The following is a 21,052-nucleotide window of genomic DNA, read 5'->3' as shown; positions in this document are numbered from 1 at the left end:
CGAAGCGATTGGAGAAAGGATCAGATATGGCAACCATTCTTGTAGACGTCGTCAGCGCGGAAGCGTCGATCTTCTCCGGCCAGGCGAAGTTCGTGGCGCTGCCGGGCGAGTCGGGTGAGCTGGGCATTTTGCCGGGCCACACGCCGCTGATCACGCGCATCCAGCCGGGTGCGGTGCGCATCGAGAAGGAAGACGGCAGCGAAGAGTTCGTGTTCGTTGCCGGCGGCATTCTCGAAGTGCAGCCCAAGCACGTCACCGTGCTGGCCGACACCGCGATCCGCGGTGGCGACCTGGACGAAGCCAAGGCCCAGGAAGCCAAGCGCGCCGCCGAGGAGCTGATGCAGAACCAGAGCAGCGACCTCGACCTGGCCCGCGCCCAGAGCGAACTGGCCGTGGCCGCCGCGCAACTGGCAGCGATTGCCCGTCTGCGTCGGAAGAAGTAAGCATTGGGCAGGACTGTCGCATTGTTGTTTTTTCGATGCGACATTTAAAAAAAGGCAGCCGCGAGGCTGCCTTTTTTGTGGGCGCGGCGATATGCTTTTGCCGCGCCTGGACAAAAAAAAGCGCGCGGGCCGGGGAGGCTCCGCGCGGACGGGAAAATCCCTTCGAGGGGTCAATTCGAAGGAACGGGTTCGGTCCAGGTCGACAAGCAAGGCGCATCGGATATTCCAAATATCCGCTCACAGGCCGCAAAGGCCACGCGCTGCAACGGTCTTCCTGGTGCTCCGGTCCAGCCAGCTTTACGCTGGATCGGAAAATCGGGTTACTGCCGGAAACGCTACAAAAAGGCTTTCTTCAGCACGCCCCTTTAGTCTGCACTGCCATTTTCACCGGGGCGCCACGCCCGCCCAGCGGGTGTGTCAATGCATTGTGGGGGAAACTCCCGGGCATGGCAGTAACAAAATGTATCGGTTTGAAAGAAGTTGAAAGCCGGAGCGCTCAAAATCCGGCGTGATCGGCATATTTTCGCGCCTGGGCGTCACGTTTTGAGGCGCCACGTGTTGCGGGATTATCTTTATATCCGCGCTTGCAGTGTTCGTTTCCGCACCAAATCTTGCGTGACAATTGCGGTTACGATTGGCCTGGCCGGTGGAGTTGCCTGCCGCTTCCATGCAGCCCCACGGTCACTTACAGCCCGGAGACGCAATGCCGCCTGAGAAGCAGCAAGCCATACAAGCCATGCTGGCGATGAAGACCGTAGCCGTGGTCGGCCTGTCCGACCGTGCGGAGCGGCCCAGCCAAGAGGTCGCCGAATTCCTGCAAGGCCACGGCTTCCACATCGTGCCGGTCAATCCGCGCCATGCCGGCGAACGCATTCTGGGCCAGACCTGCCACGCGACGCTGCGCGAGGCCGCCGACGCCGCCACGGCGGCCGGCGCCCCGATCGAATGGGTCGATATTTTCCGCCGCGCCGAGGACACACCCGGTGTGGTCGACGAGGCCGTCGCCATCGGCGCGCGTGGGGTCTGGCTCCAGCTTGGCATCATCAACGACGAGGCGGTGCGTCGCGCCACCGATGCCGGGCTGCTGGCGGTGCAGGACTGTTGCAGCAAGATCGAGCTCACGCGCCAGCTCGGCGGGGCCTGATTTCCGCCGTTTCGTCTATCCCTTCCGCTTAACCCCTCCGCCGCCGACCATGGCCATCGATCCGCAACTGCTCGCCTATTACCGCCGCCTCGCCGAACGCTATGCCACCGAGCCGGTACCGGCCGACGTCCCGGCGCAGCGCGCCCGTTTCGCCGAGATTGCCGCCGCTTCGTTGCGGCCGGATCCGGAGGGCGTGGTGGTGCAGCAACTCGAAATGGCGCTGGCCGGCCGCACCCTGGGTGCACGATTGTTCCGTCCGGCCGGCGTGGCCACGCCGCGGCTGCTGGTGTACTTCCACGGCGGCGGCTGGGTGGTTGGTTCGGCGCAGACGCACCACACCGTCGCGGCCTTGCTCGCGGCGGATACCGGGTGCGCCGTGGCCAGCGTCGACTACCGGCTGGCCCCCGAGCACGCCTTCCCGGCGCCTTGCGACGATGCTGCCGAAGCTGTGGCGTGGCTGGCCGGCCAGCGCCAGTCGCTGGGTCTGGCGCCCGCTTTCCTGGCAGTGGCCGGCGATAGCGCCGGCGGCCATCTCGCGGCGCAGGCCGCGCAGCGGCTCAATGCCGGCGACGCGGTGCGGGTCGATGCCCAGCTGCTGATCTATCCGGTCGCTGCGCCGGTGCTCGGCACCGAAAGCTATCGCGCCTTCGCCGATGGCCCGGGCCTGACGCGTGACGAGATGGCGTGGTTCTGGACCCAGTTCATCGGTGCCGAGGCGCTGGCGCAGGGCGCCGCCCACGGCGATCCGCGCGTGCACCTGATGGCCGCGGCGCCGGTGCGGCCGCCGGCGACCGTGCTGATGGTGGCGGCGCATGATGTGCTGCGCGACGACGGCCTGGCCTATGCCGACTTCCTGGTGCGTCACGACGCCCCCGTCATCACCATCGAGGCCAGCGGCATGACCCACGGCTTCGCCCGGCTGCAGCCCGAGGCCGAGCGCGCGCGGGAATGGATGCGTCGCGCCGCGTCGGCGTTCGCGGGGATGATCGACGACGTCTGAGCGGCATCCGCGTGCGGCCATCCCTTAGAATGGCGGTCTTACGAGGATGACCATGACCGCACTGCAGAACGATACCTTCCTGCGCGCGCTGCGCCGCCAGCCGACTGAATATACGCCGCTGTGGCTGATGCGCCAGGCGGGCCGCTACCTGCCCGAGTACAACGCCACGCGCGCGCGCGCCGGCAGCTTCCTCGGGCTGGCCAAGAACCCGGCCTACGCCACCGAAGTGACACTGCAGCCGCTGGACCGCTATCCGCTCGACGCGGCCATCCTGTTCTCCGACATCCTGACGGTGCCGGATGCGATGGGCCTGGGCCTGTCGTTCGCGCAGGGCGAGGGCCCGCGCTTCGCGCATCCGCTGCGCACCGAGGCCGACGTGCAGAAGCTGGCCGTGCCCGACATGGCATCGCTGCAATACGTGTTTGACGCCGTGCGCGAGATCCGCCGCGCGCTGGTGCAGGACGGCCGCCAGCGCGTGCCGCTGATCGGGTTCTCGGGCAGCCCCTGGACCCTGGCCTGCTACATGGTCGAGGGCGGCGGCTCGGATGATTTCCGCACGGTCAAGGCGATGATGTACGGCCGGCCCGACCTGATGCACCGCATCCTGGACATCAATGCGCAGGCGGTCACGCAGTACCTGAACGCGCAGATCGAGGCGGGCGCGCAGGCGGTGATGATTTTCGACACCTGGGGCGGGGCGCTCGCCGACGGCATGTACCAGGCGTTCTCGCTGGCGTACATGCGCCGCGTGCTGGCCGGCCTGAAGCGCGAGCACGCCGGACAGCAAGTGCCGGCGATCGTCTTCACCAAGGGCGGCGGCCTGTGGCTGGAAGCGCTGGCCGACACCGGCGCCGATGCCATCGGGCTGGACTGGACCGTCAACCTTGCCGAAGCGCGCCGGCGCACCGCCGGCCGCGTGGCACTGCAGGGCAATATCGACCCGACCGTGCTGTTTGCGCCCGAGGCTGCGATCCGCGAACAGGTGCGTGGCGTGCTGGACAGCTATGCCGCAGGCGGTGGCAGCGACGGCCATGTCTTCAACCTCGGCCACGGAATTTCGCAGTTCACGCCCCCGGAGAGTGTTTCCGTGCTGGTCGACGAGGTGCACCGGCACAGCCGCCAGCTGCGCACAGCAGGGAAGTGACGGTCGCGGTATGCAGGCCGGCAGGGCGATGTGGCGCGGCCCCGCGCTGCAACGTCCCGCCCGGGGCCGTACCCAGTGCTGCGCGAGCCGCGCGGGCGTACCGTGTCAAGTTAACTTTTTCGCCACGAGCCACCAAAAAGGTGCGCTGGGTTGACTGGCGGCACTTGACTTATGCACACCGATAGGTTTGCCGCAGTGCAGGACAGGGTTATTCCCTAACCTATCTGGGGGATGTTTGCAAGCCCTTGATTTTTAAGGCTTTGGAAGATTTGCAAAGAGGGGGTCGATGCCAGTGGATCCCTTGTTTCTCGGGGCTTCCGGGCCAGGCAAAGCGACTTTTCAACAAAGTTATCCACAGGGGCGGTGGAATTAGTGGAAAACCAGTCATCTATCATCGACTTAGGGCCACATTTGAAGTTTTACTTTAAGTTGATGCTGCGCCGCACACCAACCCTCCGCCATGGCCAGGCCGACTGTCAGTGGATCCGGCCTTGCCCCATGGCGATGCACCTTCAAGGCGTGCATGCTGCCCGATAGCGGCACGCTCCTGCCCGAGTCCACCGCCCCGGCCACCGCAGGGGTGGCGTTGTCGTCGCCGCCGGTGATCCGGGTTGCCCTCGACACGCCCGCCGACGACTGCTTCGACTACCTCGCCATCGCCGATATCGCGCCCGGGGACCTGGTGGTGGTGCCGTTCGGCCGCCGCAGCATGGTCGGCGTCGCGGTTGAATTCGCGCAAGCCTCGGACGTGCCTGTGGACAAGTTGCGCCCCGTGGCGCAGCGGCTGGACTGGCTGCCGCCGCTGCAGCCGGATTGGATCGAGTTGGCAGCCTTTGCGGCGCGCTATTACCAGCGTCGGCTCGGCGAAGTGATGCTGCCGGCCTTGCCGCCCGCCCTGCGCGAGGCCGAAAGCTGGTCCAGCCTGGCGCAGCGTGCCCGCACCGATCAATACCGCGTGCTGCCCGACCAAGCCGATGCCTTGCTGGCGGCCGTGCCGCCCCGCGCCCGCAGCGTGCGGGCCCTGGCCCAGGCGCTGGCCGAGCGCGCCGCCACGGGCGAGCCGCTGTCCCTGGCGGATGCGCGTGCCCTCTGTGCCGCGGCACCGTCGCGGCTGGCCGAATGGCAGGCCGCCGGCTGGGTCGAGGCCAGCCGCACCGCGCGCACCTTGTTGCCGACCGAACCCACCCAGCCGCCGTCGGCCGCGCCGCCGCTGCATGACGAGCAGCGCGCGGCGGTGCAGGCCATTGCCGACGCCGAAGGCTTTGCCCCGTTCCTGCTGCACGGCGTGACCGGCAGCGGCAAGACCGAGGTCTACCTGCATGCGATGCAGGCGGTGCTGGCGCGCGACCCGCGGGCCCAGGTGCTGATGCTGGTGCCGGAAATCAACCTGACCCCGCAGCTGCAAAGCCGCATTGCCGCGCGTTTCCCGCAGTTGCCGCTGGCGGTGCTGCACAGCGGCCTGGCCGACCAGGAGCGCAGCCTGCAATGGCTGGCGGCGCACCGGGGCGAGGCCCGCATCGTGCTGGGCACGCGCATGGCGGTGATGGCGTCGCTGCCGACGCTGTCGCTGATCGTGGTCGACGAGGAGCACGACACCTCCTACAAGCAGCAGGAAGGGCTGCGCTACTCCGCGCGCGACCTGGCCGTGTGGCGCGCCAAGCAGCGCGGCATCGCGGTGGTGCTGGGTTCGGCCACGCCGTCGATGGAAACCTGGTGGCGGGCCGGGCAGGGCACCTATCGCAAGCTGGTGCTGCGCGAGCGCGCCCAGGCCGATGCGACGCTGCCGGCGGTGCGGCTGGTCGACCTGAACCATGAGCGCCAGCGTCAGCGCGCCCTGTTCGAGGGCCTGTCGGTGCCGCTGCTGGAGGCCATCGACGCGCGCCTGGCGCGCGGCGAGCAGAGCCTGCTGTTCCTGAACCGGCGCGGCTATGCGCCGGTGATCGCCTGCGACAGCTGCGGCTGGCTGTCGGGCTGCCCGCGCTGCTCGGCGTACCTGGTGCTGCACCGGCCCGAGCGGCGCCTGCGTTGCCACCACTGCGGCCTCGAGGCGCCGGTGCCCCACCACTGCCCGGACTGCGGCAATGTCGATATCGCGCCGCTGGGGCGCGGCACCCAGCGCATCGAGGAAGCGCTGGCGGCGCGCTTCCCACAGGCCCGCATCGCCCGCATCGACGCCGATTCCACGCGTCGCAAGGGCAGTGCCCAGGCCATGTTCGACGAAGTCCACGCCGGCGACGTCGACATCCTGGTGGGCACCCAGATGGTGGCCAAGGGCCATGACTTCCAGCGCGTGACCCTGGTCGGCATCGTCCATCCGGACGCGGCCATGTTCAGCCACGACTTCCGCGCCGCCGAGCATCTGTTTGCGTCGCTGATGCAGGTGGCGGGGAGGGCGGGGCGCGCTGGGTTGCCGGGCGAGGTGCTGATCCAGACTCGCTATCCCGATACCCCGGCATTGCAGGCCCTGACGCGCCATGACTATGATGGATTCGCGGCCAGCCAGTTGCGCGAGCGGCGCCAGGCCGGGTTGCCCCCGTTCTGCTTCCAGGTGCTGGTCACGGCGGAACACGGGCAACTCGAGCGAGCGCTGCAGTTCCTGGAAGCCGCGCGCCGGCATGCCGAACGCTGCACCCTGGCGCCAGAGGTGCAACTGCATGATCCGGTGCCGATGTCGATGGTGCGGGTGTTCAACCGTGAGCGTGCCCAGATGCTGGTCGAAGCCAGCGCGCGCCCTGTCCTGCAACGGTTTGTGGCCGAGTGGGTACAGACTTTCGCAGAGGTTGGCACGGAGGTGAAGGGGGTGCGCTGGCAGCTGGAAATCGACCCGTTGCGGATCTAGCGGGCCGGCGATGTGGAGCAAAAGTGCAACCTGTGAGGTAGGGTTTTCGATAGGGTTGCATCAGGTTGCACCTTGGTGATTTTCGGGAGTAAGATCGCGCCAGCTCACAGGCTGCGGCCGGTCGCGCGCCCTTGCCTGTCGGCTCGGACGAGGTAGCACCGGCGGCGGCTCCAGTCTTTCGGAGAATTGCCCGCAATGGCCACTACCACCCTTGGCGTCAAGCTCGATGACGCCTCGCGCGACCGCCTCAAGCGCGTTGCCCAATCCATCGACCGCACCCCGCACTGGCTGATCAAGCAGGCCATCTTCTGCTACCTCGAGCAGATCGAGCGCGGCCACCTGCCGTACGAAGCCGGCGCGGCCGGTGCCGAGGGCGAGGCCAGCGACGGCGCGGATGCGCTCCATGGCGACGGCGCGCCGCAGCCGTTCCTGGAATTTGCACAAAGCATCCAGCCGCAGTCGGTGCTGCGCGCCGCCATCACCTCGGCCTATCGCCGCCCGGAGACCGATTGCGTGCCGGTGCTGCTGGAGCAGGCGCGCCTGCCGCAGCAGCAGGCCGAGGCCGCCATCAAGATGGCCAAGGCCCTGGCGACGCGCTTGCGCGAGCAGAAGGTCGGCACCGGGCGCGAAGGCCTGGTGCAGGGGCTGATCCAGGAATTCTCGCTGTCGTCGCAGGAGGGCGTGGCGCTGATGTGCCTGGCCGAGGCGCTGCTGCGCATTCCCGACAAGGCCACGCGCGACGCGCTGATCCGCGACAAGATCAGCGGCGCCAACTGGCAGTCGCACCTGGGCCAGAGCCCGTCGCTGTTCGTCAACGCCGCCACCTGGGGCCTGCTGCTGACCGGCAAGCTGGTCGCCACCCATACCGAATCGGGCCTGACCAAGGCGCTCACGCGCATCATCGGCAAGGGCGGCGAGCCGCTGATCCGCAAGGGCGTGGACATGGCGATGCGCCTGATGGGCGAGCAGTTCGTGACCGGCGAGACCATTTCCGAGGCGCTGGCCAACGCGCGCCGCTACGAGGCCGAGGGCTTCCGCTACTCCTACGACATGCTGGGCGAAGCGGCCATGACCGAGGCCGATGCCGCGCGCTACCTGGCCTCGTACGAGCAGGCCATCCACGCCATCGGTCAGGCCTCGCGCGGCCGCGGCATCTATGAAGGCCCGGGCATTTCGATCAAGCTGTCGGCGCTGCACCCGCGCTACAGCCGGGCGCAGCACGAGCGCGTGGTGGGCGAACTGTACGAGCGCCTGAAGTCGCTGACGCTGCTGGCGCGCCAGTACGACATCGGCATCAATATCGACGCCGAAGAGGCCGACCGCCTCGAGATCTCGCTGGACCTGCTCGAGCGCCTGTGCTTCGAACCCGAGCTGGCCGGCTGGAACGGCATCGGCTTTGTGGTGCAGGGTTACCAGAAGCGCTGCCCGTTCGTGATCGACTACCTGATCGACCTGGCCCGCCGCAGCCGCCACCGCCTGATGATCCGCCTGGTCAAGGGCGCCTACTGGGACAGCGAGATCAAGCGCGCCCAGGTGGAAGGGCTGGAAGGCTATCCGGTCTATACGCGCAAGGTCTACACCGATGTGTCGTACATCGCCTGCGCGCGCAAGCTGCTGTCGGTGCCGGACGCGATCTACCCGCAGTTCGCCACGCACAACGCGCACACGCTGTCGGCCATCTACCAGATTGCCGGCCACAGCTACTACCCGGGCCAGTATGAGTTCCAGTGCCTGCACGGCATGGGCGAGCCGCTGTACGACCAGGTGGTAGGCCCCACTGCCGACGGCAAATACAACCGGCCGTGCCGCATCTACGCGCCGGTCGGCACCCATGAAACGCTGCTGGCCTACCTGGTGCGCCGGCTGCTGGAGAACGGCGCCAACACCTCGTTCGTCAACCGCATTGCCGACGACACCATCTCGCTGGATGAACTGGTTGCCGATCCGGTGGCCGTGGTCGAGGCCATGCATCGCGACGAAGGCGTGCTCGGCCTGCCGCACCCGCGCATTCCGTCGCCGCGCACGCTGTATGGCAAGAGCCGGCCCAACTCGGCCGGCATCGACCTGGCCAACGAGCATCGGCTGGCGTCGCTGTCGTCGGCGCTGCTGGCCGGCACCGGCGAGCGCCTGGTGGCCGAGCCGATGCTGGGCGCCGAGGTGGCGCGCGCCGCCGATGCCATCACCACGCCGGTACTGAATCCGGCCGATCACCGCGACGTGGTCGGCCATGTCACCGAAGCCGGCAAGGCCGACGTCGACGCCGCGCTGCAGGCCGCGATCAATGCCGCGCCGATCTGGCAGGCGACGCCGCCGGACGTGCGCGCGGCCGCGCTGGAACGCGCCGCCGACCTGATGGAAGCCCAGATGCAGTCGCTGATGGGCATCATCATGCGCGAGGCCGGCAAGACCTTCTCCAATGCCATCGCCGAAGTGCGCGAGGCGGTGGACTTCCTGCGCTATTACGCCGCCGAGGTGCGCCGCGGCTTCGACAACGAGACCCATCGCCCGCTCGGTCCGGTGGTCTGCATCAGCCCGTGGAACTTCCCGCTGGCGATCTTCACCGGCCAGGTGGCCGCCGCGCTGGCGGCGGGCAACCCGGTGCTGGCCAAGCCCGCCGAGCAGACTCCGCTGATCGCCGCCGCCGCGGTGAAGCTGCTGCGCGAGGCCGGCGTGCCGGCCGGCGCGGTGCAGCTGCTGCCGGGCCGCGGCGAGACCGTCGGCGCCGCGCTGGTGGGCGACGCCCGCGTCAAGGGGGTGATGTTCACCGGCTCGACCGAGGTCGCGCGCATCCTGCAACGCAATGTCGCCGGGCGCCTGGACGCCGCCGGCCGCCCGATTCCGCTGATTGCCGAAACCGGCGGCCAGAACGCGATGATCGTCGACTCGTCGGCGCTGGCCGAGCAGGTGGTCGGCGACGTGGTCAACTCCGCCTTCGACTCGGCCGGCCAGCGCTGCTCGGCGCTGCGCGTGCTGTGCCTGCAGGAGGACGTGGCCGAGCGCGTGCTGGAAATGCTCAAGGGCGCGATGCAGGAACTGAACATGGGCAACCCGGACCGCCTGTCGACCGACGTCGGCCCGGTGATCGACGAAGAAGCGCGCGCCGGCATCGTGCGTCATATCGATGCGATGCGCGCCAAGGGCCGCCGCGTCCACCAGGCCGATCCCAACGCGGCGCAGGGCGCCAGCTGCCGCCATGGCACCTTCGTGCCGCCGACGCTGATCGAGCTGGACAGCATCGAGGAACTCAAGCGCGAGGTCTTCGGCCCGGTGCTGCACGTGGTGCGGTTCCCGCGCGCGGCGCTGGATACCATGGTCAGCCAGATCAACGGCACCGGCTATGGCCTGACGCTGGGCATCCATACCCGCATCGACGAGACCATCTCGTTCATCGTCAGCCGGGCGCAGGTAGGCAACCTGTATGTGAACCGCAATATCGTCGGCGCGGTGGTGGGGGTGCAGCCGTTCGGCGGCGAGGCGCTGTCGGGCACCGGTCCCAAGGCCGGCGGCCCGCTCTACCTGCACCGGCTGCTGTCGGTCTGCCCGCAGGACGCGGTGGCACGCAGCGTGCGCGCGGCCGACGTCAATGCCGGCGCCGGCGGCGCCCAGACCGTGGGGCCGGACGACGAAGCCGTGCGCGCCACCGAGGCCTTCCGCGAGTGGGCGCGCCGCGAACTGCCCGAGGTGGCGGCCGCGTGCGAGCGCTTCGCCGAGGCCTCGGCCTCGGGGCTCGCAGTGACACTCGCCGGGCCCACTGGCGAGCGCAACACCTACACCCTGCTGGCGCGCGAGCGGGTGCTGTGCCTGGCCGCGCAGGAGGCCGACCTGGCGCTGCAGCTGGCCGCAGTGCTGACCGTCGGCGCCGAGGCGGTATGGCTGGACAACCCTGTCGGCCGGGGGCTGTTTGCGCGTCTGCCTAAGGGCGTACAATCGCGCGTCCGCATGGTGGCCGACTGGACCGCGGCGGACACGGCAATCGATGCGGTGCTGCACCACGGCGATTCGGACCAGCTGCGCACGGTGTGCGAGCAGGTCGCGGCGCGTCCTGGTCCGATCATCGGCGTGCAGGGCCTGGCGCAGGGTGAACGGAACATTGCGCTCGACCGCCTGCTGATCGAGCGCTCGCTCTCGGTCAACACCGCGGCCGCGGGCGGCAATGCCAGTTTGATGACGATCGGCTGAGGCAACCCTCGGACGGCGTCATGTCGAAGCGCGCGGCGATGGCGGCGATCCCGCCCCGCCGCGCGGAGAAAGCACGGCGCGGCACTGCCAGGCCGCGCCGCAATACAACTGCCGGTAACGACACCACATCGGCACCACATCGGCACCATTTGGGACCCAAGGAGATCTGATGAGCTCGACCTTCCACAAGACGGCAATGACCGTTGCCCTGACCCTGGCCGGCCTGACCGCCGCCTCCGCCGCGTTCGCGCAGGCGCAGGAAATCAAGCTGGGCTACGCCGGCCCGATGACCGGCGGCCAGGCCCAGTACGGCAAGGACATGCAGAACGGCATCGTCCTCGCGATCGAGGACATGAACGCCACCAAGCCCAAGATCGGCGGCAAGGAAGTCAAGTTCGTGCTGGTTTCCGAAGACGACCAGGCCGATCCCAAGACCGGCTCGGTGGTCGCGCAGAAGCTGGTCGATAACGGCATCCAGGGCATGCTGGGCCACTTCAACTCGGGCACCACCATCCCGGCGTCGATGGTCTACAACCGCGCCGGCATTCCGCAGATCGCCATGGCGACCGCGCCGGAATACACCAAGCAGGGCTTCAAGACCACCTTCCGCATGATGACCTCCGACACCCAGCAGGGTTCGGTGATCGGCGCCTTCGTGGTGAAGAAGCTGGGCGCGAAGAACATCGCCATCGTCGATGACCGCACCGCCTACGGCCAGGGCCTGGCCGACGAGTTCGAAAAGGCCGCCAAGGCCGCCGGCGGCAAGATCGTGCGCCGCGAGTTCACCAACGACAAGGCGGTGGACTTCAAGGCCGTGCTGACCAACATCAAGCGCAGCAACCCGGACATCATCTTCTACGGCGGCGCCGAGACCCAGTCCGCGCCGATGGCCAAGCAGGTCAAGGAACTGGGCATCAAGGCCCCGCTGGTGTCGGGCGAAATGTCCAAGACCGACAACTTCCTCAAGCTCGCCGGCCCGGCCGCCGAAGGCACCGTGGTGTCGCTGGCCGGCCTGCCGCTGGACCAGATGCCCGGCGGCGCCGCGTACGAGAAGAAGTACGAGAAGCGCTTCGGCTCGAAGGTCCAGACCTACTCGCCGTACGCCTATGACGGCGCCACCGCGATGATGACGGCCATGGTCAAGGCCGGCTCGACCGACCCGGCGCGCTACCTGCCGGTGCTGGCCGCGACCAACATGCAGGGCGTGACCACCAAGACCCTGGCGTACGACGCGCGCGGCGACCTGAAGGACGGCGGCATCACCGTCTACAAAGTCGTTGGCGGCAAGTGGACGGTGCTGGAGACGGTGGGCGGGAAGTAAGCCGCAGGCCGCGCTTGGCGCACGGAAGAACGCTGCCTGCGGGCGGCGTTTTTCTTTTCAGGGGGCCGGTGCCGGGCGAGACAACATCCCTATCCCCGCCATTGGCGCATAATCCCGCACTCGCACTTTTTTCATCCATAGGAGCAGTACGTGTCCGAGCAGGAAGCCAGCTACGACCACGCCATCGGGCTTGCCAACCAGGGGCGCTTCGCCGAAGCGCTGCAGATTGCCGACCAGCTGTCGCTGGCGCGCCCCGAGGTGGTGGATTTCGTCACGCTGCGGGCGCGGCTGCACTTTGACAACGGCGATGCCGGCGCCGCGCTGGCGGTGCTGGACGAGGCGCTGGCGCGGCTCGACACGCTGCCGCTGCAGCCGCCGCACCGCTGGGTCTCGCGCGGGGTGATCGCGCACCGCTACGGCGCCATGCTGATGAGCCTGGGCCGCGATGCCGAGGCCCGTCCGTGGCTGCATGAGGCGGCGCAGCGCAGCGGCCTGCTGACCGGCGAATGGGCCGCGCATTTCCACGCCGGCCTGGCGGCGCTGCGGCTGGGCGACATGGCCGGCGCCGCGCGCTACTGGTACGACCTGATGGTGCGCAACCCCGACCTGGGGGCCGACGACATCGCGCCGCTGGTGTCGGACTACATTGCCCGCACCGAGGCTGCCGGCGTGCCGGCGGAGCCGCTGATGCGCGTCTGCCTGGGCCGGGTCGCGCTGGACAACCCGCATCTGCTGGAGCTCGATGCCGCGGCCGGCGATGCCGTCGCCGCCGACCAGGCCGCGCGCGTGCTGGCCGAGCACCCCGACCACCCCGAGGCGCGCCGGTTGCGGGCGCCGCTGCGCCATGGCGTCGGCGACCTGCAAGGCGCGCTCGACGACCTCGGTGTCTACCTGCGCCAGGTGCCCGACCCGCAGAGCCAGGTACGCGAGCTGGCCTGGCGCTACCAGCTGGCGCAGCGCGAGATCAGTACCGGTGGCACCGGCGGCACCGCGCCGGCCGAGCGCGAGCCGTGGCTGCGCTTTACGCTGACCGACCAGTCCGACGACGGCGCCGGCTACTACCGCGCCGCGATGGCGCTGGGCGAGTTCATCGACGACGTGCCGGCTGCCGAGGCCGCGCTGCGTCCGCTGCTGGTGCAGGCCGGGCGCGCCGGCGTAGCGCGCTTCGACCAGTACTTTGCCACCGGTCAGGGCGATGCCGCCGGCCATGGCGGCAATGCCGACCCCCATATCTATTCGTTGCTGTGCCGGCTGCTGGCGCGCAGCCTGCCGGCCGACGCCGCGCATGCCGACGAGCGCATCGCCCTGCACCGCCAGGGCATGGCCGCGAGCGAGTTCATCGAGCACTGGATCGACCTGCTCGATTGCCACACCGACGCGGGCCAGCACCAGAAGGTGGCGGAACTGGCGGGCGAGGTGCTCAACCGCTACCCGCTCGAGCACAATCCGGCCGACGTGACCTGGGCCTTCAGCCGCATGATCGCCGCCTGGAAGGCGCTGGGCGGCACCGAGCCGACCGAAGCCGCGCGCGCCGCGATGGCGCACATGGATGCGCGCCTGGACGCGCTGCCGGTGGAAGCCCGCAGCGAGGCCGCGCACCCGATGGCGCATGCGCGTGCCTACTATGCCGCGCTGCTGCAGGCGCGCATGGCCGGCATGGACGAGCATGACCGCACCGATGCGCTGGCCGAGATCGAGTCCCAGCAGCGGCGCGCGCTGCTGGTGGAAGATGCGTGGCTGTACAACCGTTTCGGCCAGGTCTGGCGCGACCTGGGCGAACCCGAGCGCGCGCTGCCGTTGTTCGAGCAGGCGGTGGCGCTGACCGAGGGCGATCCGCAGGACCAGGCCGGCGCGCGCGTGCAGCGCGGCCTGGTGCACAATGCCGCCCGCCGCCACGATGCCGCGCTGGCCGACTTCGTCGCGGCTTTCGCCGCGCGTGACGACTGGGACGCCGAGGTGTACCTGCGCGCGGTCCAGTCCGCACTCGGGCAGGGCCAGCGCGAAGCCGCGCTCGGCTACTTCGACCGGGCCCGTACCCGCGGGGCCGCGCAGGGCGCCACGCGCACGCTGTACGGCCAGGTCGAGGCGGCGTTGAAGGCCACCCGCCCGGTGTGGAAGATGTGGGGCGTCTGAAACGTCTCTCGCGGCCAGCGAAGCGGCTGAAAATGTAAGGTATGTAAAAAACGCCGTCCGCAGATGGCGTTTTTTACGTGAAGATGACCGAAATAAGGCGCGCGTTTGGTGCGGTGTCGGACAATCACTGACATGGATTGTGAAGTGCTTACATTACCATGTCGCCATGAATGGACTGAGCCAACTTTTTCCTAGCCTCCCGCTCGCGCCCGGCGGCCTGTTCTGGGTCGGACTGGCCCTGGTCGGCGCCGGCCTGGCGGGCGAGCTGAGCCGGCGCTGGCTGCGCTGCCCGCGCATCGTCGGCTACGCCGCGGCGGGGCTGTGCGCCGGCATGCTGGGCCGCGGCATCGTCGACGAGAACATGATCAACCAGACCCGTATCCTGATCGATATGGCGCTGGCGCTGGCCCTGTTCGAACTCGGGCACCGCCTCTCTCTGACCTGGCTGCGCGCCAACCGCTGGCTGCTGCTGACCAGCGCCTTCGAAAGCCTGCTGACCTGGGGCCTGGTGGCGGCGGTGCTGCAGTGGATCGGCGCCTCGCCCGGCGTGGCCATCCTCGCCGGCGGCATCGCGGTCAGCACCTCGCCCACCATCGTGCTGCAGCTCAAGAACGAGCTGCGCGCCGACGGCCAGGTCACCGAGCGGCTGCTGGCCATGGCCGCGCTCAACAGCATCTATGCCGCCGCCATCGTGCAGGTCGCCACCGGCTGGCTGCATTCGGAATACGGCAACCTGGGCGCGGCGCTGCTGCATCCGCTGTACCTGCTGCTGGGCTCGTGTCTGCTGGCCTGGGTGGTGGGCAAGCTCGGCCATGCCATTTACGGCCGCATGTCGGCCGACGATCACTACAGCTTCCTGGTGCTGGTGGGCCTGGTGCTGTTCACGCTGGCGCTGACCCGGGTACTAAAATTGTCGATGCCGCTGACGCTGATGCTGGCCGGGGTGGTGTTCAAGCACCAGGACGACCAGCCGCACGTCTGGCCGCCGCATTTCGGCAGCGCCGGCAGCCTGCTGATCATCGTCATGGTGGTGTCGCTGGGCCTGCCGCTGACGGCGCAGGACTGGGCCGTGGGCGGCGTTTACGCCATCGCGCTGGTGGTGCTGCGCCACGTTGCCAAGCTGGCCGGGGTGGTGTCGCTGGGTTCGTTCTCGGGCCTGAGCCTGCGCCAGTGCATGGCGCTCGGGCTGGCGCTGGCGCCGATGTCGGGGCTGGCCTACCTGCTGATGCATGACGTCGCGCGCCTGTATCCGGGCACCGGGCAACCGCTGGCGGCCATCATCCTGTGCGCGCTGGCCATCGAACAACTTTTCGGTCCGGTGATTGCGGCCTGGGCGCTGCGCTACGCGGGCGAAGTCCGCGTCGATATCCGGGCCAATGGAGGAGGGCGCTGATGTCGCTCGAACCGTTCAAGCAATCCGAGGCGCTGACCTTCGGCGTCGAGCTGGAGCTGCAGCTGGTCAACCGGCATGACTATGACCTGGCGCCGTTCGCACCCGACCTGCTGCGCGCGCTCAAGGGCGCCGAGCATGCGGGCGACATCAAGCCCGAGATCAGCCCGTCGATGATCGAGATCAGCACCGGCATCTGCCACAGCTACCAGCAGGCGCTGCAGGAGCTGACGGTCATGCGCGACCTGATGGTGGCGGCCTCGCGTTCGCTGAACCTCGGCATTGCCGGCGGCGGCACGCATCCGTTCCAGCAATGGTCCGACCGTACCATCTCCGATTCGCCGCGCTACCAGTACATCTCCGAGCTGTACGGCTACCTGGCCAAGCAGTTCACCGTGTTCGGCCAGCACGTGCATATCGGTTGCCCCAGCGCCGACGAATCGCTGTTCCTGCTGCACGCCATCGGCCGCTATGTGCCGCACTTCGTCGCGCTGGCGGCGTCCTCGCCCTATGTGCAGGGCGTCGATACCGGCTTTGCCTCGGCGCGGCTGAACTCGGTCGCGGCCTTCCCGATGAGCGGGCGCGCGCCGTTCCTGCTGACGTGGGATGCCTTCACCGCGTACTTCGAGAAGATGCGCAACACCGGCGTGATCGAAAGCATGAAGGACTTCTACTGGGATATCCGCCCCAAGCCGGAGTTCGGCACCATCGAGGTCCGCGTGATGGACACGCCGCTGACGGTGCAGCGCGCCTGCGATATCGCCGCGTATATCCAGATGCTGGCGCGCTACCTGCTGCTGTCGCGCCCGTTCATGCCGCAGGAAGACGACTACCTGGTGTACACCTTCAACCGCTTCCAGGCCTGCCGCTTCGGGCTGGAGGGCGAATACGTGCACCCCAACGAACTGACCCGCATGCCGATCGCGGACCATATTCTGTCGATGTGCGACGCGCTGGTGCCGCATGCCGAGGCGCTCGGCTCGCTCCAGGCGCTGGCCAATATCCGCGCCCTGGCCGAGCGCCGCGACGGCGACGCGCATTGGCTGCGCCAGGTCGACGCGGAGGCGCGCAGCCAGCGCGAGACGGTGCGCAAGGCGTGTGACCAGTGGGCTGCCTGAGAGGGCTGCGTGGCTGCCTGAGCAGGCCTGATCGGGCAATCTGAGCGCGCGTTGAACGCGCCGTTGCCTTACTGGACGCTGTAGCCGCGCCCCTGCATGCAGGCGCCCCAGGCCTGGTAGTACGAGCCCATCGCCTGGCTGGTATTGGCCGCCGCCTGCTGGTTGGCCGCATTCGCCTGGCGGCGTGACTGGCGGTGCGCCATGCCGCCGGCGACCGTACCCGTTGCAGCGCCGATTGCCGCGCCCTTGCCGGCGTCGCCCGCAATCGCGCCCGCCACGGCCCCGGCGGCAGCGCCGCCTGCCGCACCCCGTACGCGCTGGCCGCTTTGCGCCTGGGCCGGCGGCGGCGCGTTGGCGGCCTGGGCCGGATCAACGCCGGTCTGCTGCTTGGCCCAGCTGTAGCACGCGCCGTCGTCGCTGGCCTGCTGCTGCTGGCTCTGGCCCTTGGCAGGATAGGCGATGGGCTTGTTCTGCGCAGTGGCCTGGAGCGGCACCAGCGCGAGGGCCGCGGCCAGCGCGCCGAGGGCGAGATACGGCTTGCGATGCTGGCGTTGCTTCATGATCGTGTTCCCCCGCAGTTGTTGGCTACGCAATACTGGACGCGCCGCCGTGTGCGCGAGCGGCAAGCCGTTCCGTGTTCTGTGAAGGCCAGTATTTGCAGCCCGCAGGGCTAAGTCAAATCAGTGTTTTGGCGGCGTGATGTTATTTGTTTGTGGTGGCTGGCGGCGCCAGCAGGAACGCGATGGCCGCCTGCCACCAGGCCAGGTCGACATGCCCGGTCCAGTCGTTGTGACCGGCGCCGTCGATCACCGCCATCCGTCGCGGTTCGCCCAGCGACGCATAGAGCGCCTCGCCGAAGCGCGCCGGCACGATGGTGTCGCGTTGCGCCACCGCCACCATCACCGGCCGGCCAAAGCCCGCGAGGTTGGCCACGCTGTCGTAGCGGTCGCGCAGCACCCAGCCGGCCGGCAGCCAGGGATAGTGATGCGAGGCCAGGTGCGCCAGCTTGTCCCACGGCGTGATCAGCAGTACGCCGGCAATGCTGTCGCGCTGGCGCGCCGCCGCGGCCGCCACTACGCCAGCTCCCAGCGATTCGCCGATCAGCAGCAGCGGCCCGTCGAACTGGCGCCGCGCCAGCGCGATCGACTGTTCCGCGTCGGCGACGAAGCTGCGCTCGCCCAGCGTGCCTGGGCGCGGCCCGTATCCCGGGTACTCCGCCAGGATCACGCGCACGCCCAGCGGCGCCAGCGCGCTGGCGTAGTAGTCGCGATGCCCGGCATGTCCGGCGTTGCCGTGGAACACCATGGCGGTGGCGCGCACCGGCCCGCGCGGCTCGGCCACCAGTCCGCGGAAGTCGTCCGGACCCGGCCACGCGCGCAGCCCGGGCGAGACCATGTCGTCGACCGAAGCGCGTTCGGGGAAATAGAGAAAGTGGTCCTGCAGCATGGCGATCGCGGCAAGCCCCGCCAGCGCCGCGGCCAGCCAGCGCCACAAGCGTGGCCGCGCCGTCCGTGGCGGCGCCGCGGGTGCCGTTGCGGCGGGCAGCACGCTGGCAGGCATGGCCGTGTGGCTGGTGAGGTCAGGCGCCGGCGTACACCGGCTCGCAGCGCACCTCGGTCCGGACCGAGTTGGCGATAAAGCAGGCCTCGTGCGCGGCGTGGTGCAGGGCGTCGAGCTGGTCGCGCGTTGGTTCGTGCTCGCCGCCGAACGTGACCTGCGGGCGCAGCGTCACCACGGTCATCGCCATGTGCCCGTCGGCGTTCTTCTCCATCACACCGGTGGCCGCGTCCAGGTAGCGGTCGACCACCAGGCGCTGCTTGGCCGCGAGCGACAGGAACCACAGCATGTGGCAGCTCGACAGCGAGGCGATGAACATCTCTTCCGGATCGACCGCGCTGGCGTCGGACATCGGCAGCGGCACCACATGGGGTGATGACGAGCCCGGCACTTCGGCGCCGCCGTCGAAGCGCAGCAGATGCCGGCGGCTGTAGCGATTGCCGGCAAAATCCTGTCCGTCGCGTTGCCACAGGACTTCAGCGGTGTAGGTGGACATGCAGGGACTCCAGGGGTTGGTAAGGAATTCAGGCGCCGTGCGGCACGCTCTCGCCATCGCGCAGGCCCAGGCGCTGGTTGGCCGGCACGGCGACATCGATCAGCCTGGGGCGCGGCAGATTCAGGTTGCGCATCATCTCGACGAACTGCTCGCGCGTGCGGCCGGCGACGCGGCTGTTGTGCGCGCGCTCATGGCCGATGGTGGACACGGTGCGGCCCTTGTAGTCATGGGCCGGATAGACCAGCGTGTCGTCGGGCAGCGCGAACAGCTTGCGAGTCAGGCTGTCGTACAGCGTGCCGGCGTCGCCGGACTGGAAATCGGTGCGGCCGCAGCCGTCGATCAGCAGCGCATCGCCGGTGAAGACGCGGCGCACGATGCCGTCGGCGGTGGCTTCTTCCCACAGGTAGCTCATGCTGCCGGCGGTGTGCCCGGGGGTATGGATGGCACGCAGCAGTTGCTTGCCGAAGGCGACGGTATCGCCATCGATCAGTTGTTTCTGTGCGGGCTTGATGTCGCAGCCGGACGGCGCCGCGGTATGCGCGCCGGTCTGCATGGCGAGGTGGCCGGCCGAGGTGATGTGGTCGGCATGGGCATGGGTCTCGATCACCCAGGCCAGGCGCGCGCCGGTTTCGTGCAGCAGCCTCAGGTCGCGCTCGAGCTGGTGGTCGACCGGATCGATCAGCAGCGCGTCCCCGGTGGCGGCGTCGATCAGCAGGTAGGTGAAGGTGGACGAGGTCTCGTCGAACAGCTGGTGGAAGGTCTGCATGGCCGTCCTCTTGTTGTTTGGCCGGGGAACGCCGCCATGATACGCCGCGCCGGCGCTAGCACTCCACGATATTCACCGCCAGGCCGCCGCGCGCCGTTTCCTTGTACTTGGTCTTCATGTCGGCGCCGGTTTCGCGCATGGTCTTGATCACCGAATCGAGCGACACGTAGTGCGTGCCGTCGCCGCGCAGCGCCATGCGCGCCGCGTTGACTGCCTTGACCGACGCCATCGCGTTGCGCTCGATGCACGGGATCTGCACCAGCCCGCCGACCGGGTCGCAGGTCAGGCCGAGGTTGTGCTCCATGCCGATCTCGGCGGCGTTCTCCACCTGCGCCGGGCTGCCGCCGGTGACCGCGGCGAGTGCGCCGGCCGCCATCGAGCAGGCCACGCCGACTTCGCCCTGGCAGCCGACCTCGGCGCCGGAGATCGACGCGTTGAGCTTGTACAGCAGCCCGATCGCACCCGCGGTCAACAGGAAATCGACCACGCCCTCGCGGTTGGCGCCAGGCACGAAGCGATCGTAGTAGTGCAGCACCGCCGGGATGATGCCGGCCGCACCGTTGGTCGGCGCCGTGACCACGCGCCCGCCGGCGGCGTTCTCCTCATTGACGGCGATGGCGTACAGGTTGACCCAGTCCATCACCGAGAGCGGATCGGACAGCGTGCGCTCGGCGCGCTCGGTCAGGCTGCGGTACAGCTCGGGCGCGCGCCGCTTCACCTTGAACGGGCCCGGCAGTTCGCCGTCGGTGCGGCAGCCGCGCGCCACGCAGGCCTGCATCACGTCCCAGATATGCAGCAGGCCGTTGACCACGTCGGCCTCGCTGCGCCAGGTCAGCTCGTTTTCCAGCATCAGCCGGGCAATGCTCTTGCCGCTGGCGCTGGCCATTTCGAGCAGCTCCTTGCCGCTGCGGAACGGATGCGGCAACTGCTGCGCGGCGTTGAGCACCTGCGTATTGGGCGCGCCCGCGGTGACCACGAAGCCGCCGCCGACCGACAGGTAGCGCGCCTCGCGCAGCGTGGCGCCGGCGCCATCGAAGGCGTGGAACTTCATGCCGTTGGGATGCTCGGCCATGGCTTCGCGCCGGTAGAAGACGATGTGCTCCTTCTCGACGAAGGGCACCAGGTGGCGGCCGAGCAGCGACAGCTCGCGCGTCTTGCGCAAGGCAGCCAAACGCGTGTCGATGGAATCCGGATCGATGGTGTCGGGGGCCTCGCCCATCAGGCCCAGGATCACGCCCTTGTCGGTGCCGTGGCCCTTGCCGGTGGCGCCGAGCGAGCCGTACAGCTCCACCCGCACGCTGGCGACTTGCGGCAGCAGCCCGTCGCGCTCCAGCCCCTGCGCGAACATCAGCGCTGCGCGCATCGGGCCTACGGTGTGCGAGCTCGACGGGCCGATGCCCACCTTGAACAGATCGAATACGCTGACTGCCACGGACGGCCTCCAGATTGACGCCGGACCAGGCCGGCGGGCGCCGCGTTGCGCGGCGCCCTGAGTACAGCTTAGCTTCTGGCCGGGGTGCCG

The 21,052-nt window shown here is 68.9% G+C and carries 15 protein-coding genes; 10 read left to right on the top strand and 5 right to left on the bottom strand.

Going from position 1 to position 21,052, the window contains the following annotated elements; all coding sequences use genetic code 11:
• Nucleotides 1–26 precede the first annotated feature (26 nt).
• From C7416_RS24175 to C7416_RS24130, 10 genes are all read left to right on the top strand, one after another.
• The gene (locus C7416_RS24175) at nt 27–443 is read left to right on the top strand and encodes a F0F1 ATP synthase subunit epsilon (RefSeq protein ID WP_010811262.1); all 417 of its coding nucleotides are present in this window, start codon (nt 27–29) and stop codon (nt 441–443) included.
• A 703-nt stretch (nt 444–1,146) separates the two neighbouring features.
• Complete coding sequence (locus tag C7416_RS24170) at nt 1,147–1,587, top strand: CoA-binding protein (protein ID WP_111521286.1); 441 nt, start codon at nt 1,147–1,149, stop codon at nt 1,585–1,587.
• 49 nt (nt 1,588–1,636) lie between these two features.
• On the top strand, nt 1,637–2,587 hold the full coding sequence (locus C7416_RS24165; RefSeq protein WP_111521285.1) for an alpha/beta hydrolase: 951 nt from the start codon (nt 1,637–1,639) through the stop codon (nt 2,585–2,587).
• Nucleotides 2,588–2,639: 52 nt separating this feature from the next.
• On the top strand, nt 2,640–3,731 hold the full coding sequence (hemE, locus tag C7416_RS24160; RefSeq protein WP_111521306.1) for a uroporphyrinogen decarboxylase: 1,092 nt from the start codon (nt 2,640–2,642) through the stop codon (nt 3,729–3,731).
• Nucleotides 3,732–4,254: 523 nt separating this feature from the next.
• Nucleotides 4,255–6,570 carry a primosomal protein N' gene (locus C7416_RS24155; protein WP_111521284.1) on the top strand — a complete coding sequence of 772 codons (2,316 nt, stop codon included), beginning with the start codon at nt 4,255–4,257 and terminating at the stop codon, nt 6,568–6,570.
• A 195-nt stretch (nt 6,571–6,765) separates the two neighbouring features.
• On the top strand, nt 6,766–10,749 hold the full coding sequence (gene putA, locus C7416_RS24150; protein WP_111521283.1) for a trifunctional transcriptional regulator/proline dehydrogenase/L-glutamate gamma-semialdehyde dehydrogenase: 3,984 nt from the start codon (nt 6,766–6,768) through the stop codon (nt 10,747–10,749).
• A 169-nt stretch (nt 10,750–10,918) separates the two neighbouring features.
• Complete coding sequence (locus C7416_RS24145; protein WP_111521282.1) at nt 10,919–12,070, top strand: branched-chain amino acid ABC transporter substrate-binding protein; 1,152 nt, start codon at nt 10,919–10,921, stop codon at nt 12,068–12,070.
• Between the two features lie 150 nt (nt 12,071–12,220).
• Entirely contained in the window at nt 12,221–14,203 is a 1,983-nt protein-coding gene (locus C7416_RS24140) for a tetratricopeptide repeat protein (RefSeq protein ID WP_111521281.1), read from the top strand.
• A gap of 166 nt (nt 14,204–14,369) precedes the next feature.
• Complete coding sequence (locus C7416_RS24135) at nt 14,370–15,596, top strand: cation:proton antiporter (RefSeq protein WP_111521280.1); 1,227 nt, start codon at nt 14,370–14,372, stop codon at nt 15,594–15,596.
• Nucleotides 15,596–16,711: a YbdK family carboxylate-amine ligase gene (locus C7416_RS24130; protein ID WP_111521279.1), complete on the top strand. Its 1,116-nt coding sequence runs from the start codon at nt 15,596–15,598 to the stop codon at nt 16,709–16,711. The genes C7416_RS24135 and C7416_RS24130 overlap by 1 nt, the downstream gene beginning before the upstream one ends.
• 68 nt (nt 16,712–16,779) lie before the next feature.
• On the opposite strand, the gene C7416_RS24125 is transcribed toward C7416_RS24130, so the two are convergent.
• The 5 genes from C7416_RS24125 to C7416_RS24105 all read right to left on the bottom strand — a co-directional run bounded on the left by C7416_RS24125 (nt 16,780) and on the right by C7416_RS24105 (nt 20,962).
• Nucleotides 16,780–17,271 carry a YMGG-like glycine zipper-containing protein gene (locus C7416_RS24125; protein ID WP_111521278.1) on the bottom strand — a complete coding sequence of 164 codons (492 nt, stop codon included), beginning with the start codon at nt 17,269–17,271 and terminating at the stop codon, nt 16,780–16,782.
• A gap of 142 nt (nt 17,272–17,413) precedes the next feature.
• Entirely contained in the window at nt 17,414–18,271 is an 858-nt protein-coding gene (locus C7416_RS24120) for an alpha/beta hydrolase (protein WP_111521277.1), read from the bottom strand.
• 19 nt (nt 18,272–18,290) lie between these two features.
• On the bottom strand, nt 18,291–18,764 hold the full coding sequence (locus C7416_RS24115; RefSeq protein ID WP_111521276.1) for an OsmC family protein: 474 nt from the start codon (nt 18,762–18,764) through the stop codon (nt 18,291–18,293).
• Between the two features lie 28 nt (nt 18,765–18,792).
• Nucleotides 18,793–19,530 (bottom strand): MBL fold metallo-hydrolase, encoded by a 738-nt coding sequence (locus C7416_RS24110; protein ID WP_111521275.1) that lies wholly within the window; start codon nt 19,528–19,530, stop codon nt 18,793–18,795.
• Nucleotides 19,531–19,585: 55 nt separating this feature from the next.
• A complete protein-coding gene (locus C7416_RS24105) occupies nt 19,586–20,962 on the bottom strand; it encodes an L-serine ammonia-lyase (RefSeq protein WP_111521274.1) in 1,377 nt (458 codons plus the stop codon).
• Nucleotides 20,963–21,052: the final 90 nt, after the last annotated feature.

The organism is Cupriavidus phytorum, from assembly GCF_003254285.1.
Classification (GTDB): domain Bacteria; phylum Pseudomonadota; class Gammaproteobacteria; order Burkholderiales; family Burkholderiaceae; genus Cupriavidus; species Cupriavidus phytorum.
This window is presented reverse-complemented; position numbering and strand designations above follow the sequence as displayed.